Here is a 17534-nt window from a genome sequence, read left to right as displayed (position 1 = left end):
CATACATATTTATGGTATTTTAATGAGATTTCAAAGAAAATTAAACGATTTTTTTCCTGAATATTTTTTCCATTGCCTCAATCATTTTTTCACGGAAAATTGGTTTTGAGATGAAATCGTTGAAGCCTGCTGCAATGAATTTCTCTCTGTCGCCTGGAAGAACATAAGCAGTTACTGCGATAATCGGCAAAGTTTCAAAGCCCGGCATTTTATGTATCATTTTTAATGCATCAAGGCCATTATACTCTCCCTGCAGATTGATATCCATCACGATAAAATCAAATTTCTGTGAAGTAATAATTGGCAGGGCGTCCTCAAAACTCACCGCAAATTCCATCTTTCCAAGTTCCTTCATCTGAACCTTGAACAGAATTTGTGAATCTACCTGATCTTCTATGTAGAGACAAGAAAGTGATGACAATTCCAAAATCTGCTGCACAGGCTCCTGATGGCTCGCCGAAACAACCGGAGTCATGCCGGGATGAGAAACCGGTGTAACCGGTGCATGAACAGGAGGTGCCATTTGAGTACTTCTGGGAGGCGGAGGCGGCTGATTCTGCACAACAGGAGGAATATGACTGGGTGTATAAGGCACTTCAGGAGTCTGACGTTCAAATCCTGCGGTCATTTGCCTTTCAGCAAATGGCGTTTGAATAGCCGGCTCGCTCATAGGAGATTGAAGTACAGTAAGAGGCTCATTTTCTTCTTCATGTTCTTCTGAGAGAACAGGTTCCTCCGGCCGGACTTCTGCTTCTGCAGTTTCAGGCAATATCGGCTCGGCTTTATAAGGGAAGATGATTCCAACTTCAAATGGTTTTCCACCTTTGCCAAGTATTTCAACTTTTCCGCCGAGCATCGAAACCAGTTTTTTGACTGCTAATGCTGCATAACGTGAAACATTGAAGGAACGTACGAAGGAAATATCATTCTGATTAAATAAATTAACCAGATTATTGAGTAATTCACTTGAAACTTTTCCGATATTGTCTTTTAGCGAAATCACAAATCTGTTGTTATCAACCGCCTGCGCGGAGATATAAATTTGCTCTTCAACTGAAATCTTAAAGCAGATTTTTACAAGTGAAACAATGAAACTCTTATAAAGCGACGGGTATCCTTCAAAACTGAGCGATGCAGAGACTTTTGAAAAGACCAGACTCTTTTTCAGTGAATCTGTGAGACTTTCAAGTTCTTCCGCTACCTCCTCAAGAAGCAGAGTAGCTCTGAGTTCAGAAATTGATTCTTCAGGCACCAGATTCAGTTTGGCATATTCCGCAATGGTATTCATCGTGTCAAGAAGATTATCCCGGTTCTGGGATATATAGTCCATTGCCTCCTGCTGCTCAGAGTTCGGAGCACCAAGGCTTTCCTTAATTTCCTGAACAAAGCCGAGTATCACATTAATCGGTGTGAGGATTTCATGAAAAATTGTACCAATTTGGGCAGGATCCAGTCCGCCTTTTCTGGTGAGAACATCAGTACCTGCAGGACCAGGAACAATTTTTTCTACTTCTTTAACAACTTCCTTGATTACAACTTTTTCAACTTCACGTACAGTTTCACCGCCTGATTGTTTTGTGGAAACTATCAGATTAAAGGACTCAATCTGATTATTCTCACCCTCCACAGGTATAAATGCTATATTCGCGGGGATTACCGAACCGTCTTTTTTCTTCAGATCAACAGAAATCCTGCCTGATACTGCTGTCTGGGAATAGAACACGGATGTATTAATCAGTCCTCTGTGTTCATCTGATGCCAGAGAAATAAAACTTGATTCAATAAGTTCGGCGGGACGATAACCAAGATTTTCCATCACTGAGGCATTCACTTCTCTGATGAAGCCGACATTATCCGTAACGATTATGATATCACTCGTGTTTTCGACAACATTTCTGAATGCCGTGAATTTCTTTTCAATAGTTAGCTTTTCACTCACATCACGGACTACATTAAAGTGAGCTTCCTTACCTTCAAAAAGAAATGTTGTTTTACAAAGCTCAATATGTAAGGTTTCCCCGTCTTTTCTACGGTGTTTATACGGTCCGTTAAACCGGTTTACGGGAGCACTGCCCTGCCCTGATTCAAGTAGGGACTGTATATCCTCAGGTGTATATAAGTCTGTAAGATCCATCTGCAGGAATTCATCCCGGGTATACCCATATAATTCCAGGGCGGAAGGGTTAGCTTCTATGAAACGGAGATTCTCTGTGCTGTAAACATAAATCGGTTCCGGGTTGCTCTGAATAAGAATATCATACATTTTTCCCCTGCTTTTAAGCAGTTCTTCAAGATTATCAAAGTCTGCTGTCCTTTCAATTCCGACGATAATTCTGAAAGAAGCGGATACTTCGTTTATTACTTTTGTCAGAGTAACATGAAATTGTGTCTGTTCCCCATTTTGCTGAGTAAGTGAAAGATTAATTTCCTGTGACTGCCTGCCTGCGCTCAGAAAACCGCGTATTGCATGGGATAGCTGTTCAGGAAACACATCCGAATATTGTCTTCCGGTGATGAATGATTCTTCAACGGAGAATAAACTTTCGAATGAAGATGAAATAGTTTTTATGGATCCGGCCTCATCAATAATGCAATACGGCTTTGGAAGATGTCTGAAAAGCTGAAGATTGCCTGACTCATCACTCTCCGAACTGCCTTCAGTGCCGCTCTCCCTCTTCTGACCGATTCCTATAATTGCCTGTACCCGGTTTTCTGCATCAACAAGAGGAAACTCAATTGACTGATAATTTTTTAAGGATGCAAAACCTTTAAGCGGAATCCCTTCGAGAATAAAATAACTGAGTGTCTCCTTTACGTACTGATCTATTGTCTTATATAAATCCAGATAATACTGGGGAAGAAAATTTCTTTCAGAACGGCCTTCCAACTGTGCGGATTTCAGTCCTAACAGTGAAGAAAACCGGTTATTAACAAGCAGAAAATTATTATTACTGTCTTTTATCCAAAACAGCTCAGCTAGTTTATTAATCTCATTCTGTATTTTACTTTTACCTAAAAAGGTAAACGGGAACGATGATTTAACGCTTTCGATGACCGAGACAATTTTTTTATTTCTGATCAGACCGGAAAGATCTTCAGATGAAATGGTCAGACCGAAACCGGCTTTCCCTCTGTTCGCGGTTCCTCCCTGAAAAGGAAGGTTCACTTTCACAAAAAGATATTTGCTTCCGGTCTCATCCTTAACTGCATTGATTGAGAGTTCAAGAGATACTTTTTTCCCCTGCAGGGTTACCTCGGCATACTCTACTGTCTCACCATTGAATTTTAATGCCGACTCAATTATCCGGGTGATTTTTTCCCTGTCTTCAGCATCGAATAATTCAAACAAAGTAAGATCGTCACTCTGCATTGAGAAAAACGATCTTGCCGGTTTATTCGCAGCAAGTATGTTGCCATTCCTGTTAATAATGATTCCCGGGAACGGCTGACCTTCAATGAGAGGTATAATTATCTCAGAAGGAAGTCTTATATCCTTTGATGGTGCCACGTTATCTCGTCTTTAATTGTTTTTTATCCTGAAGAATAACGGGTTTACCTGAGGAAATGATGTTTAATTCATTTGAATACTCAGAGTAACCGTTGCCGTCAAATGCCTGAAGCCTGTAATATAATAATGTTCCTGAAGGAAATGTAGTATCACTATATGCTGATATATCGGTGCCTGAACTGCCTACGACCACGAACTGACCTGCAGGACCTTCCTTACGTTCAACAAATGTCCGGATTTCAAAATTACTGTTATCAACCCATGTCAGATTTATTCTGGTTGGTGAAACCTGCTGAGCAGTGAGACCGCTTGGCCGGTTAATGTTAAAGGAAGACATAGTAACCGTCCTGCCTCCAGACCAGGATGAATCTGTTGTTGAATATGCTTTTATTCTGTATGTATAGGTTACATTGGCTGCAAGACCCCTTGCAGAATCAGTAAAACCTGTAGAATTCAGAGGCACTACTCCAACCTGTTCAAATTCTCCAGATTCCCTTGAACGCTCTATACCAAAGTAATTTTCATTATTTGCATTATCCTGCCATGTCAACACGGTCTTTTGGGTTCCAAATACTTTTACTGTAAGTTTTGTCGGAGGCGAAACATTTATGGAACCGCCTGCTCCGGAGGTATTTACTTCTTCTCCGAAAATAGAGTAACCATATTCATTAAACGAACGTATCTTGTAATAGTATTCCCCTTCAGGATCTGACAATACATCATTTGTATTAAAACTCCCGGCAGGAAATGTTCTGTATTTAACATAATTCCCTGAGAACCCGGTTTTTTTCCACAGTTCATATCCCTTGGAAAATCTTGACGTATCTTTCCAGGAAATATTTACAAGGGTGCTCGTAAGATTTTTTAACTGCAGATCGAACGGAGCAGACGGAGGATCCTTTGTTAAAGTTACGAAGATATTGGTTTTTACTTCACTTTTTACGCTGTTTCCGCTTGCGTCAGTTACTATCAGATGAACTGTATGGGTATTTCCGGCCAAAGTAGTGTCCATATTCCAGTACACCGCTGGTCTTGCTGCGTTAGGCGGTGGTGCAAATCTCTCTCTGAACTGATCATTAATATAGAGATCGACCGATGCAATTTTCTGATCATCGCTTGCATCATAAATAACTTCATAGCGCTGAACAAGAAGTGTATCATTTGATGAGGGTTTATAGAGTATTACATTCGGCGGAAGTTTATCCGAGCCCGTTACACTATCTGCACAGTTGTAGTTTAAAAATACTCCTGATAACAGCACCGCTGCTGCCAATAATCTCATTAATTTTTTACGATACATTTCAGACATCAACGCGTTCAAAATCTACTAAATAACTTCTTGACTGTCCCGCTTTCAAATCTTTGATAAAAAGATCGAGCTTCTTTGACGCGGGGTTAAAATTGAACTTCGGAATCTTGGTACCGATAATTTCTGATGAAATCTTAAAATTATCTGTTTTACTTTCAAGTTCAACCGAAAGAGTAAACTCTTTTATCAGATCACTGCCGGGGTTTGTAACAACAACCGCTACTCTGGATGAACTCCGGGGCATAACTCTGATTTCAATTCTGTTCCTTTGCACCCACCAGTCATACAGTTTATTAATATCAGTCATCCAGAATTGTCTTTCCTTTAACATCCGGATAACATTTCTTGCTACCCAGACATTTTCAGGAAGACACTGATATTCTGTGTGCATCTTAAAGATATACAAACCCCTTTCAAAAAGAACCCGTTCAATATCTTCTCTGTATGTGTAAACCTGGAATTCCTGCTGATACAGACCATAATCCCTGATTACTTCATAATCATCTCTGGCGGTCTTGGTGATTGCAATAACTGCGCTGTCACCTTTAATAACAACACGCGGAACTGAACGGTCTGTAAGAGAATCGGTTAGAACAACTTTATAACCGCTTCTGATAAGCGCCATATAGGTGTCATCATTCAGCAATCCGTTTGCCGGAAGGAAACTATAAACTTTTGTATTTGATATCGCTGAGAGTTTATCTCTTGCACTCTTTACCTTATTAAACTGTGTTGGCAGGTCATTCAGTTTATTTATGGTATCGTTAATTGATAACATAAAACCTATATCCCCTATCGCTCCGATATTTCCGTACCCTGCCATCCTTCTTATGAGATCAGGATAGGATTCAGCTACCGAAGGATCAACAAAAAAGTTTGCCTTTACATTTTCAGAACTTAATATGGGAAAAAGATTGGCAATATTTCCGGGCTGCTCAACGACAGTCGGAGTAATCAGAGCAGCAGCTTTATAATCCCCTGGCCAGTCTTTCACATAAGCTATCGGAAGCCGGAGAAGCCAGTTGACTGAGTTATTAAAAAGTTTATCAAAATTAACGTAGTCTTCCTGCCGTCCAATTACTGAGTTTACATCAAAACCCATCCATACAAAGCGTCCCTTACCGTAGGTTCCAAAGACTATTCCTGCGCTTTTTGTAAGTCCTTCTCTTACGAGGCCTTCATCAAAACGGTAGTTATACCAAAAACTCGCCTGTTCCGCACGCGGTTCAAGCACTTCAACTGCAATAGGACGATCCCATGTGGCAATTTTAAGAGGATATCCGGCTGGTATATTTGATGTTATTGGCAGCCCGCCTCGTAGTGTATGGATTCGGGTTACAATATCATGCGGAATTTCAGCACGGAATTTCACTCCGAATATTTCATTAAAGAATATCCAGCCGCGCCATTTTGCTTTTTCAGTGAAGGATGCAGTACCAGCGGTCGCAAAAATGGAACCGCCTCGGTCTATATATGATTTCAGATTCCGGTACTGAAGATCACTTAACGCTTTCGAACTGGGCAAAATAAGGAGAGAATATTCCTTATGATGTCCTTTTTCTATATCTGAATCTGCAAGCACGGTATAAGTAAGTTTATACTGTGACAAAAACCGTTTCCAGATGACAATGTTATCATTAAGTGAAGTATTACCTGGAGGCAGGAGGTTTTCGGTATACTGGGAATAGAGAATTCCGATTTTAATTTTCTCTTCCCCTTTTAACAGTCCCATAAAACCGGCCGGGGTCAGGTACTCCATGTAGTCGTCATTGCCAAAAACACCCTGCATGATATACATATATATATACAGGCCTGTAACGATAAAAAAGAGGCCAAATCCCATCAGAGGGAAAAAGCCGACACCTTTTTCTTTCTTCTTTTTTGCTTCAGTCTCTTCAGCCCGGGTTTTCTTACCCTGGTCTTCTGACTCCTGAGGATGCTTACCTGGATTAGGATTTACTATCTCCATTTGGCCGGACTTTGTTTCTTTTCTTCTGCCTTAGCAGCATATCCTTCGGCAGTATATTTTTTAAATTTTTGTTCAACAGGTGCACTCTGTGCCGGTCCTGGTCTGGCAGCAACCTGACGGGCTGCTGCAGGTGCGGGAGTATATCTTGGCTGCTGAACCGGCTGAGGAGTAACTATCTGCTGGGGATTCCTTCTTTGAACAATTATTGGTTCTGGTGCCGGTTTATAAGAAGGAGCATTGGGCCGTGCAAATACCGGCGGACGAACCGGCTGTGCCGGAGCGCGCTGCATTTCTGGTGCCTGCATCTGTTCCTGAACAGCTTCCGGTGTTACCAATTCTGCTTGTACGGTTGAAGGAGCTTCCAGTTTGGCAAGCACTCCTCTTCTTTCTCTTATTTTAAATAGCACGTATGCTCCAATAGCAAGAAAGAAAGTACTTATGGTCGCCATAAGTATGATTGTTGCGAGAATCGGTATTAATTCCATGATAAATCCGTTACGTTAACTTTTTACTAAACCAACACGTTCAAGTTTCCCCCAATTCATATCAAATCCCAGGAACTCTTCAACGGTTGACATTGCTTTACAAATATCAATAGTAAGAATAAAAAACATCCTGTAAACCAGAGCATAAGGCACCAGCCGGATTTCTTCATTCTCCACCGCTACACAATAAAGTGCAGTTGTTAAATCCAGTATAGCCAGGCCTGCCCACCAGAAAAAGATAAGACTGGAAAAGCCGTAAGCCAAAGCCACAAAAATAAAGAACACATTGGAGATAATGTTCATTGCCGGCCAGATGAGCGCTTCATAGAACATTGACCAAAGGACAAAAGTATCACCGAAGTTGATAGTCGGATTTACCAGAAGTACTTTATGTTTCCTGATTGCCTGCAGAATTCCCCGGGTCCAGCGGTATCTTTGCTTTAACAACTGATGCAAAGTTTCTGGTGCCTCGGTATAAGAAATGGCGCGCGGTTCGTAATAGATTTTCCAGTTATTGGCAAGTATCTTCAGAGTTAGATCAGCATCTTCAGCATAAGTATCGCTCGAATAATAACCAGCATCTTCAATCGCTTTTCTGCGGAAAAGACCGATAGGACCGGGAATAATATTTACCAGTTTCAGAAAACTCTGGGCTGCCCGGGCAAAATTAAGACCTTCAATGTACTCAAGTGCCTGAAGATCGGTGAACAGTTTTCTTCTGTTCAGAACTTTTACGTTTCCGGCAACTGCTCCAATTTCAGGATCAACAAAGTGCCGGACTGCCATACGAATGGAATCCTCAGATAACTGTGAATCACCATCCATGCAGAGTACGATTTCAGCCTTGGAGTAACCAATTCCCGCGTTCAATGCCCTGGCTTTGCCGCCGTTGGGTTTTGAGATCATGGAAACTTTAATATCAGAATAACGGCCTTTATGAAAACCAACAAGTGTTTTCCCTACTTCGTAAGTATTATCGGTTGAACCATCATTTACGATGATAATTTCATAATTGGAATAGTCCAGGTGAAGCAGCGAATCTATTGAATCCTTTAAAACGACCCCTTCGTTATAAACAGGAACAATGATTGAAACAAACGGATAAAATCCGGTATTCTTGTTAAACGTGTATTGACTGATATAAATATAAGCCATCACCAGTACAGCAAAATAACGGAAAAGCAGCACCAGGAGGAACAGAAAGAGCGATACAAGTGTAGCATACTCAAAAAGCGCACTTACGCTTAGAACCGTCATCGGAAGCGTATAGATGATAATCGCAAGCATGATAGCGGAGATCGTACCAGAGTATATCATTCTCCTGATAATAATCTGCTTCTTGTCTTCCTTAGGACCTTCACCGGCTGTGGTGTTCTGAACAGTGATAGAAGTCCGCCTGATTTTAGGCGATTTCTCTTCTTCATTCTGCGGTTTTTGTTGGACTCTTGCCTGCATTGTAATATTTATTATTCTTTAGCCAAAAAAGCACAAATTTCGTACCAATTAAATATGATACGAAATTTGCACAAAACAAAGGATTTTGATAATTAGCTTTGTTTACTTACTCAACAATTGTCTCATTTTGAGACATTACTTGTTCATTAAATTCATAAGTGCCTCATTCAGCATATCAGCTACTTTGTCACCACCTTCAGGTGTAAAATGACAATAATCCTTGTATGCAAGGGCAGGCCTGCTGTTCACCCAGTCCACGATTGCATTTTCGCCCCCCATTGCCTCAAAGAGATTCCAGAAAGCAACTCCGGTTCTGGTTGCAAGTTCCTCCTGTGCTTTCAGGAGATTTCTGATCTGAGGTTCAGAAACAAACTTACCCCCCTTTTTTACTCCTTTGTCACCAGTACTAATAATTAATATGGATGTGCCGGGAAATGAATTTTGAATATGAGCTATGACTTTTTCCATTCTGGTCATGTACCAGTCATATTCTTTATGCTCAGGCGAAAGAACGTTTACTCCGAAATTCAGGATGAGGAGTTTATAATCCTGAAGTTTCTTAAAATCACTGAGGACTTCGGAGGATAAATCCTGCAGCCCTATTCCATTATTTCCCTTTATAGGAAAATTATCTACATAAACGCCATGGGAATTTTCAATGGATACACCGTAAAAATATATGTTCTTACAAGAACTGAATTCGAGTTTAACACTTGTCGCCGGTGTCGGAAAATCAACAGAGACCTTCCGGATGCCAGATCCGGATTCAAGTTTTACTGTTTTGGTAAAACCATTGCTGGTAATAAATTTAACTTCACCCGAGGAATTTCCGTTTGCGTAAAACAGATGAATGGAATTATAATTTCTGATTGATTTATTATACTTACCAACATCATAGGAAACCCAGCTTTTTTCCGATTTTGTAGTAAAGACCGATGCATTAATACCCAGAGGCAGTCTGTCAGGATTTCTCTTGAAGAGTGATGCTTCAATCCAGTCACCAGAGCTTGTGACTATAGTCGAAAGCCGCATTGGTGAATCTTCGGGAACCAGCGATACAAAACCCACACCATTTCCGCCGAATTGTTTCTGCAGAAGCCGTCTGAAACTGTCTGAAAGAATATCTCCAAGAATAATTGAGTCTCCCCAATGGCCTATTCTTACTTTTTTATTTTTAGCATCTTTTAGTGCATCAAAATAATATTTTAACTGACTGGTATTTCCTTTTATCGGATATACTTTCTCCTTTGAGGGATTTCCAGAAGGAGTATGGACTGATCCGTAAAAGGAACCGGATACAAAAAATGAAACGATTAAAACAGAACAAAGAGACAGAACATACTTGAACTTATTCAATAACACACCACACTGTTTAGATTTATAAAAAGAAATTTTTGAGAAACTTACCAGAAACTCCAGAATGCAGAAAGGAAAGCTGAATAATAGCGGTAACCGGCATCATAACGGAACGATCCGCCGGTTGTTCCTCTGAGAGAAAGAATAAATGTATCAGAAGGTTTATATTCAACTAAAGCAGATATTTCCCTGAGGAAAGAATCACTTTCAGGGATATATCCAACCTTGCCGCTAAGAGTAATTCTTGTATCAGGTCTGGGGCGTAAAAGCCAGTCCGCCCAGGCCACATGAGCTTCAAATCCTATCGGAGAATAATATAAGGTTGACGCGCGGTTATATGAGGCATACTGATACTCATAACCGGCCATAATATCTTTTTCTAAGTATCTTCCGACTCTGAAAAGTACATTGTTTCCTGCATTTCCGTCAGCCAGCGTTATATAATTAAAACTTCCAGTAAGTTTAACCAGATCGTTAGGCTGGTACGTGGACTCAAATTTATATATTTCACTGTGCAGATTGTAATAAAGCAGTTTGCTCGAAAACAGTATCATTACTGCATCGGTTGCTTCGTAACTAAGGCCAAATGTAAAATAATCATCATCAATATAACGGTATCCGATATCATAGACGGGTTTTCTTCTCTGCACCGGAATCTGATTAAGATAAGAAAGGTTGCCCATTCCCGCGCTGATGACCATTTTAGGTGCAGGATAAATGTATAAATTCCACTTAAACGTTGTAAAAACGTTGCTAAGGATATTGGAATCAAGAGTTGAACGTGTAAAGGTCATTCCAAGAGACAGAAAACTCAGAAGACCAATTTCAACATTACCTCCGGCAGTTACAAAACTCATTCCCTGATTATCACCAAAATAATTTAACTGTGGTGAAATTCTGATGAATAACGGAATGTTTGAAAACAGGCTTGTCCCCTTTGGCAGCCAACCAATGCGAAGATTAATAAGTCTGACCCGTGCGGTATCTTCAGTACTTTCAAGAAGTTTGTAATACATATCCTGGGCTTCATCATACTCCTGAAGTCTTTCATACGTTTCAGCCAGATAAAAACGTGACTCAAAACTTGAGGTATCTTCTTCAACCAGTCTCTTCAGCTCGCTTAATGCCGTAAGGGAATCTCCGCCCCAGAGATACACCTTAGCCCGCTGCAGCGATATATCATAATCATATTCATTTTCAAGCAGACGATTATAAATACTGATTGCTTCGTCAAAATTTCCTGCACAGATATTTACGTCCGCGTATTCAATCTGTTCAAACCGGGATGGATTGCTGATTTTTGAAAAATACTCTTCGTACTTAAGCAGAGACTCCTCACACCGCTGGTCTACCGCAAGATTTCTTGCTTCAACGAGAATCTCAAAATTCTTTCTGTCCTCTTCAAGTTCCAGATTGGAGTCATAATAGTTCTGAATCGCTTCAACTTCCTTGCTTTTGGGATCAAGTGTTTTAGCCAGATTGAGAAACTCCAGTGCTTTATCAAAATCTCTTTCTTTAACAGAAATGGTAGTCAGTGCTATAATTGCCTGAAGATTATTCGGATCCTTACTAAGAATGTTATTCAGATACCCCTTTGCCATTTCAAGATCCTGAGTTGTCCATACGGCAATCTGAGCTCGTACCAGCTGATAATCCAGATCATCAGGCCGCTTCCCGAGCAATATATTCATTTGTTCGATAGCCGGCTCAAACTGCTGATTATATGCTAAATATTTGGCATAATTAAACCGGATATTATCGTTCGTGTTCGGATTTGCCTCGAGGTGTTTCCGATAAACTTCTATTGCAGAATCAAAATCAGACAATCGGAAATACGATTCAGCAAGCATCATTGCAGCAGTTGTATCACCGGGATTTGCCTCAAAAACCTGGCTCATCTCCTCAATCCTTTTAGCGTATAAAGAATCCCGGTAATTTGTTACATCAGTCCACAACTCATCAAACCGTTCAGTACCTGAGTATTCATCAGCCAGAAGCTGCAGCTGCTGAAAAACCTCTTCCAGGCGGTCAACTTTTTTTAGCTCAAGTACTAAAGCAAATCTGGTTTCATCATCGTCCGGATTATTCTTCAGCAGACGGTAATACCGGTCGATGATATATTCTTCCTGCTTTGGTTTCTGATCTGCCTGCCTGAGGCCTACCGTATCATAATAGGTAAATATATAAGGCGCCTGACTCTGGCAGATTTCAAGTCCTTCCAGAGCTTCCTTAAAGAAAGGACGAATCTCTAATGCTTTCTTAAATGACTCTGCTGCAGGTTTATATCTTCCCAGCCACACATTAAACCAGCCGTTTCTGCTCCACAGTCTTATATCTTTCGGATACTTAGCGTTATACGCTCTGGAAACTCTCTCCCCTTTTTCAAAACTTCTTAACTTAATCAGAACCTCTGTATATCTGAGAATTTCATCAGCATTTGCCTCCTGTTTTTTCATGAAGGCTTCATACCAAGTTTCAGCATCAGACCATTTCTGCATATGCTTGTAACACTCGGCAATCTCAAGATAATTAAGAGGAATGGAAGGATCCATGGCTATTTCGCGCTTATGACCTGCAATTTTGTCTTCCAGTATTGCATACCACTTATTTGTGGCAAGATCGGATGCTCTTCTGATCTCCTTATCATTAGGAGCAATACGTATTGCAACACGATAATCAAACACTGCATATTCAAGCTGCCCCCGGGCTTCATAACACTGCGCACGGAGAAAAAATCCGTCAGCGTTATTCGGTCTTGCTGAGATATACTTATTAAGCTGCTCAATCGCCTCACCATATTTGCCGATTTTCATCAGATTCTGACCTTCTTTTTTGAAGAAGTCAGGTGACTGCGCAAATATTGAAACGCTCAGTAGCAGAACGAAGAAAAATAAATTGTGCCCTCTCATGACCGGAAACTCCTATTCAAGAAGCTCTTTTAGGATACTTTCAGCATTTTCAACACGGTCGTTGATTTCATAAGTAAATGCAAAAAGATACTGCATCACGAGGTTTAAATATTGTGGATCGTTATTCGGTAAGTTAGATTTTATTTTGCTTACAAGAACATTGAGCGCCTTGTCATCACTCCGGCCGATCAGGATGAGTATTTTATCATCAACTACGCAGATTTTTTCCTTCTTATCAAGTGATAGCCTGACCGCATTCTGAAGCTGGCTCATCGTCAGAATTTTCTGACGCTCTGCATTTACATCAAGTTTCATTGAAATCAGGGTAAATGCCTGCCCGGTGCTCTTGTAGAGAGCAATTTGATTATTAAGGATAAGTGTGAATTCACTGAGATCATAAAGGTTAGAAAATGTCATTTTATCAGTGACCATATCAACATTTGAAAGCGGACGGTATTTGGAATTTCCGTTTGCGCTCGGTGCCTGAGTAACGGCCGGCTGATCATAACCCTTCCCTCCGCCGGGATACTGGTCATAAGAACTCATTCCTGCTGAATCAGAACTGCCATCGCGAAACACTACTCCTTTATAAGGTTCAATGGTGAAACCCTGCGTAAATTGTCCTTCAGTATGTCCGACATTCGGAGTAATTGTACACTTTCCGCCGTGAGCAATCGTATCGGCATCTGCTTCTTTCTGGAGATAGACAATTGCGGTTGAGTATTGTGCACAGGTATCAACGATCATTTGCGCAAAAGAAGTGGCCGGCTCGGCAAGTACAAAAAAACTTGTTACGTTTTTCTCTTCAATGCTCTCAATTATGCTTAAATATGATTGCTGTAATAATCCCAGATTTTCAAATCCTACAAATGGTGTCAGTTCATCAAATATCAGCCGGTCAGGATGATACTGATTGACGACAGTTACAATATCATTAAGATATTCCACCAGAAAGTCATCCGGATTAGGTGCATTGTATACCTCCGCAGGTGGTGATACCCGGACAACTATAATCAGATTCTGATTCATCAGAGTCTGTAAATCAAGGTCTATGGAGGCGGCATGAATCATCAGATCTTTTGGCCGCATATTGGTGAAATAGAGGCAAACCTCTTTATTTTTGGCCCCCTCCATGGCATACTGAAGACCCATAAGAGTCCTCCCCGATTTACGGGGCCCAATCAGTAAGTAGGTACCGCCACGATAAAAACCTCCCCAGTTTTCATCAACAATACTCAAACCAGTTTTTAATAAATTTATTCTTTTTTTAGTCATAATACCGTATCACACAAAAACCATACCAAAATCATATTCGATTAACGCTCATAAAGCAAGATAAAAACATTGCAATTGTCTTATTTTGAGATTCTTAAATTTTTATTGTCTCTATATGAGACGATCATTAATAATAAGTAAGAAGCAATGTCATCGCAAAAACAGCAGTTGCATTTGTGATTATTGCTGGTTCATTTGTTACATAATCATCACGGTCGTCATAATAAGCAACTTCTGACGAGTTGAATTCCTGCCCGGCGAAGTTCTTTCTGGTGATGTTGTAGTTTTTTAGCATTTCAGTGGTTGCCGGACCTGCTGCAATCCCCCCGGGCAAATTATTGTTATTAAAATAACCGATCTGAGAATGCAAATACCGTACAGACGAACTGCCTAAACCAACAACGAATGATTTACCCCAAGGATTTTTTCCAAAAATATAATCGAATTGCCTAATCGCAAGAGTATCATAAGTGTTTGCAGAATTTAAAAACCGATACATCATCGCTTTTGCTGCAATACCAAACAAAGTCGTGGTGGTTCCCCATGTATACACTCCGGCATCACCATATACAGTATTATCCTTCGCTTTGTTAAAGCCGCCAAGGTTAATTTCCAGAACAGCTGTTCCGGTTTTTACTAATTGAGCAGACCGGAAACTTGCAAGCGCGTTCAGGTCACCCCAGCTCCACCAGTAATCTGGCTGCAATCCTGATGACATCCGTTTGGCATCGTCATGATACTTTTGCCGGCCGGTCAGATTATATAACTCCAGAGCGCCAAGAAGCATCTTACCCTGATGACTTTTATCCTGATACATACCTGTGAAAGCGACATCAATATCAGGAACCGAAGAAGCGGCAGAATAGAATTTTTCCGCAGCTGCCCTGCATTTCTCAGCAAATTCTTTTTCATTTAACCTGGAACTCCAGATTTTGGCTCCGAGAGCCATCACCGCGGAATAAATACCATAAATATTTTTCCCCTCCCCTTTATAGGCCGGACGGTCAAACTTCAGTGTATCGTTCTCCGGTAATCTCCAGCCTACGTCATGATCTCTCATATCCTGAACCTGAGTAATCAGTTTGCCTTCTGCATAGTTGCATCTGAGCAGCCAGTCAAGGGCCACCTTTATTTCCTCAAGAATATCGGGCGCTCCGTTTTTATTTATATCCTTTTCATGAAGAGAAGGATTAAGAACATAACTTAAGGCAAGCAGATACGCAGAAACTGCTGTCGTATTGGTGAATTTTATATAATCACCTGCGTCATGCCAGCCCCCTGTTACATCAACATTGCCGAATGCTTCATCCCCTACTATTTTGTAGGAATCATATAGATGACAGACACCATGCAGATGAGGATTCGTTGGACCGCACCGCTGGATTCTGAAAAAATCCAACACCTGTGGGAGCAGTGTATGGTACTTTTCATTTCCGATGGTAAAATTATCGGAGCGGACTTTATCAATCTGCAGATAATACTCCCCCTTCTGCTTTATATCTGAAAAGGTAACAGCATAGTGGTATCTGAATTTCCCCCAGGTCCCACGGTTATTTCTCAGAGTGAACTCTTTTACGGTCTTTCCGCTTCCGGCAGATATCATTTTTACTTTTGAACCGGCAATCTCCGAAGAAGAAAAAATAATTGCTTCTTTAAAACCTTCAGGAAAATATCCCGCGTGGTTAAACCGGAAGTGCAGTGCTGAAGCTGAACTTCCGGAGCAGCCTGCTGCAAACATAATTACGATAAATAATATAAGACGGCAGCTAATAATTCGTATCACTTGAACAATTCTTCAACTGCAACAACTTTAACAGAATTGCTTTTGAATGGCAGTTTATAATCAATAATCAATTTATCTTCTTCAAGAATATCTGCTGATTTTGGAGAAGAGTATTGAATGGGTGATGAGGTATTTTTTACCAGATCATCTTTAAGCTGCTCACCATTCTCAGTGATGAATACGATCTTCATATTATTGTACTGCAAATGCTTTTTAATTGCAGCATTAACTTCTTCAAGAGTTATTTCCGCCATCATTTGACGGAATTTCTGAAGATGCGAACCGTTAATTCCATAGAATTTGTCATCCAGGGCATAAGCAAGCTGTTTATCTTCGGACGGAGCAAAATGAAGAACATAATTACGAAGGAATTTGCGCGTGGTTTCAAAATCTTCCTTGCTCATTCCATTATCAATAAGCAGTTGCAGTTCTCTCATAGCTGCCCGCAAAGAAAAGTGCCGGGTTTCATTAGGAACAGGTCTTATCCAAATCTCAAAAATCTGATTTCTTCTTGATACATTTGCGGGAGGCATCTGATATCTTCCGCCATTAGGGAAATTCTCGATATATGAATAATCACCATAATTAAGCCCTCTTTTCTCCCGTATTACCTGGTAGAGGTGTGAACTTGAATTACGGTGTTCGCCCAGCCAGGAATTAGCAATTGCCAGGGCGTACCATTCTCTGCTTCCGCGGACTAGATTAATCGGGAAACCAAATGAAATTGCTGTTGCAGCAGCTTTTTTATTAACAATTACTGTCTCCAGGCCGTTAATCTTATCAGGAGTTATCTTCGGATAACTGTTTACTTTACCCGCAGATAATTTATTTAAATCAGACTGTATTCTTGCAATAAATTTTTCGTCTGCAGCGCCGGAGATGCCTAGAACATAATTTGAACGGTTAAAATACCGGGTAAAGCTTTCCTGTATATCTTTTATAGTGATACTTTCAATTGAGGATACCGTCCCTGCACCTATATTTTCGTAAGGAGTATTTTTGAAAATCTCATTATACAGTACTGCCTTACCAAGTTCTTCATCGCTTGAATAGCGAAGAGTTGTCTTTATATAGTTTAATGTATTCTGTTTTACACGCTGTAAATCTTCTTCTCTGAAACCAGGATTAAGAAGATGGTCAATGAAAACAGGATAAAACTCTTCCAGATTATCCTTATGAATCCTCGCATTAACTACCGTCATTTCCATCGAAGAACTGACTGAGAAGTCAGCAGCAAGAGGGAAAAAGAAATCCAGTACTTTTTCGTAGGTAAGAGATTTTGTTCCCCCTTCTGATAGCATCTGTGCAGTTATTGATGATAAACCTTTTTTATCTGCAGGATCATCCTGCCAGCCGGTTTTAAACCATACTTTTATCGAAATGACAGGGTTATCACTTTTTTGAATAACCAAATTATCTTGTTCTGCACCAAACATGAGTATTCCGCTGAAGATAAGTAAAAGTGAAACATAAATCGTTTTCATA

General features: G+C 40.5%; 10 protein-coding genes. All 10 read right to left on the bottom strand.

Translation table 11 applies throughout. From position 1 onward, the window contains the following. Positions 1-40: 40 nt before the first annotated feature. The 10 genes from HRU80_09820 to HRU80_09775 all read right to left on the bottom strand — a co-directional run bounded on the left by HRU80_09820 (position 41) and on the right by HRU80_09775 (position 17533). Complete coding sequence (locus HRU80_09820) at positions 41-3508, bottom strand: PAS domain S-box protein (protein QOJ29166.1); 3468 nt, start codon at positions 3506-3508, stop codon at positions 41-43. A gap of 1 nt (position 3509) precedes the next feature. Further along, positions 3510-4790: a fibronectin type III domain-containing protein gene (locus HRU80_09815; GenBank protein ID QOJ29165.1), complete on the bottom strand. Its 1281-nt coding sequence runs from the start codon at positions 4788-4790 to the stop codon at positions 3510-3512. Positions 4791-4809: 19 nt separating this feature from the next. Next, positions 4810-6786, bottom strand: a complete 1977-nt coding sequence (locus HRU80_09810; GenBank protein ID QOJ29164.1) for a hypothetical protein — start codon at positions 6784-6786, stop codon at positions 4810-4812. Continuing rightward, positions 6777-7271, bottom strand: coding sequence for a hypothetical protein (locus tag HRU80_09805; protein ID QOJ29163.1), 495 nt, complete (start codon positions 7269-7271; stop codon positions 6777-6779). The genes HRU80_09810 and HRU80_09805 overlap by 10 nt, the downstream gene beginning before the upstream one ends. A gap of 15 nt (positions 7272-7286) precedes the next feature. Beyond that, positions 7287-8558: a glycosyltransferase gene (locus HRU80_09800; protein ID QOJ30509.1), complete on the bottom strand. Its 1272-nt coding sequence runs from the start codon at positions 8556-8558 to the stop codon at positions 7287-7289. 303 nt (positions 8559-8861) lie between these two features. Continuing rightward, positions 8862-10082, bottom strand: a complete 1221-nt coding sequence (locus HRU80_09795; protein ID QOJ29162.1) for a hypothetical protein — start codon at positions 10080-10082, stop codon at positions 8862-8864. A gap of 47 nt (positions 10083-10129) precedes the next feature. After that, on the bottom strand, positions 10130-12895 hold the full coding sequence (locus HRU80_09790) for a tetratricopeptide repeat protein (protein QOJ29161.1): 2766 nt from the start codon (positions 12893-12895) through the stop codon (positions 10130-10132). A 108-nt stretch (positions 12896-13003) separates the two neighbouring features. Next, on the bottom strand, positions 13004-14266 hold the full coding sequence (locus HRU80_09785) for a hypothetical protein (GenBank protein ID QOJ29160.1): 1263 nt from the start codon (positions 14264-14266) through the stop codon (positions 13004-13006). 127 nt (positions 14267-14393) lie between these two features. Then, complete coding sequence (locus tag HRU80_09780) at positions 14394-16049, bottom strand: glycoside hydrolase family 9 protein (GenBank protein ID QOJ29159.1); 1656 nt, start codon at positions 16047-16049, stop codon at positions 14394-14396. Then, positions 16046-17533 carry an insulinase family protein gene (locus HRU80_09775; GenBank protein ID QOJ29158.1) on the bottom strand — a complete coding sequence of 496 codons (1488 nt, stop codon included), beginning with the start codon at positions 17531-17533 and terminating at the stop codon, positions 16046-16048. Before HRU80_09775 ends, HRU80_09780 begins: the two co-directional genes overlap by 4 nt. Between the last annotated feature and the right edge of the window lies 1 nt (position 17534).

Source organism: Ignavibacteriales bacterium (genome assembly GCA_015709675.1).
Taxonomy (GTDB): domain Bacteria; phylum Bacteroidota; class Ignavibacteria; order Ignavibacteriales; family Ignavibacteriaceae; genus H2-BAC3.
Note: the sequence above shows the minus strand (reverse complement) of the source record. Positions and strands in the feature narration are given on the sequence as shown.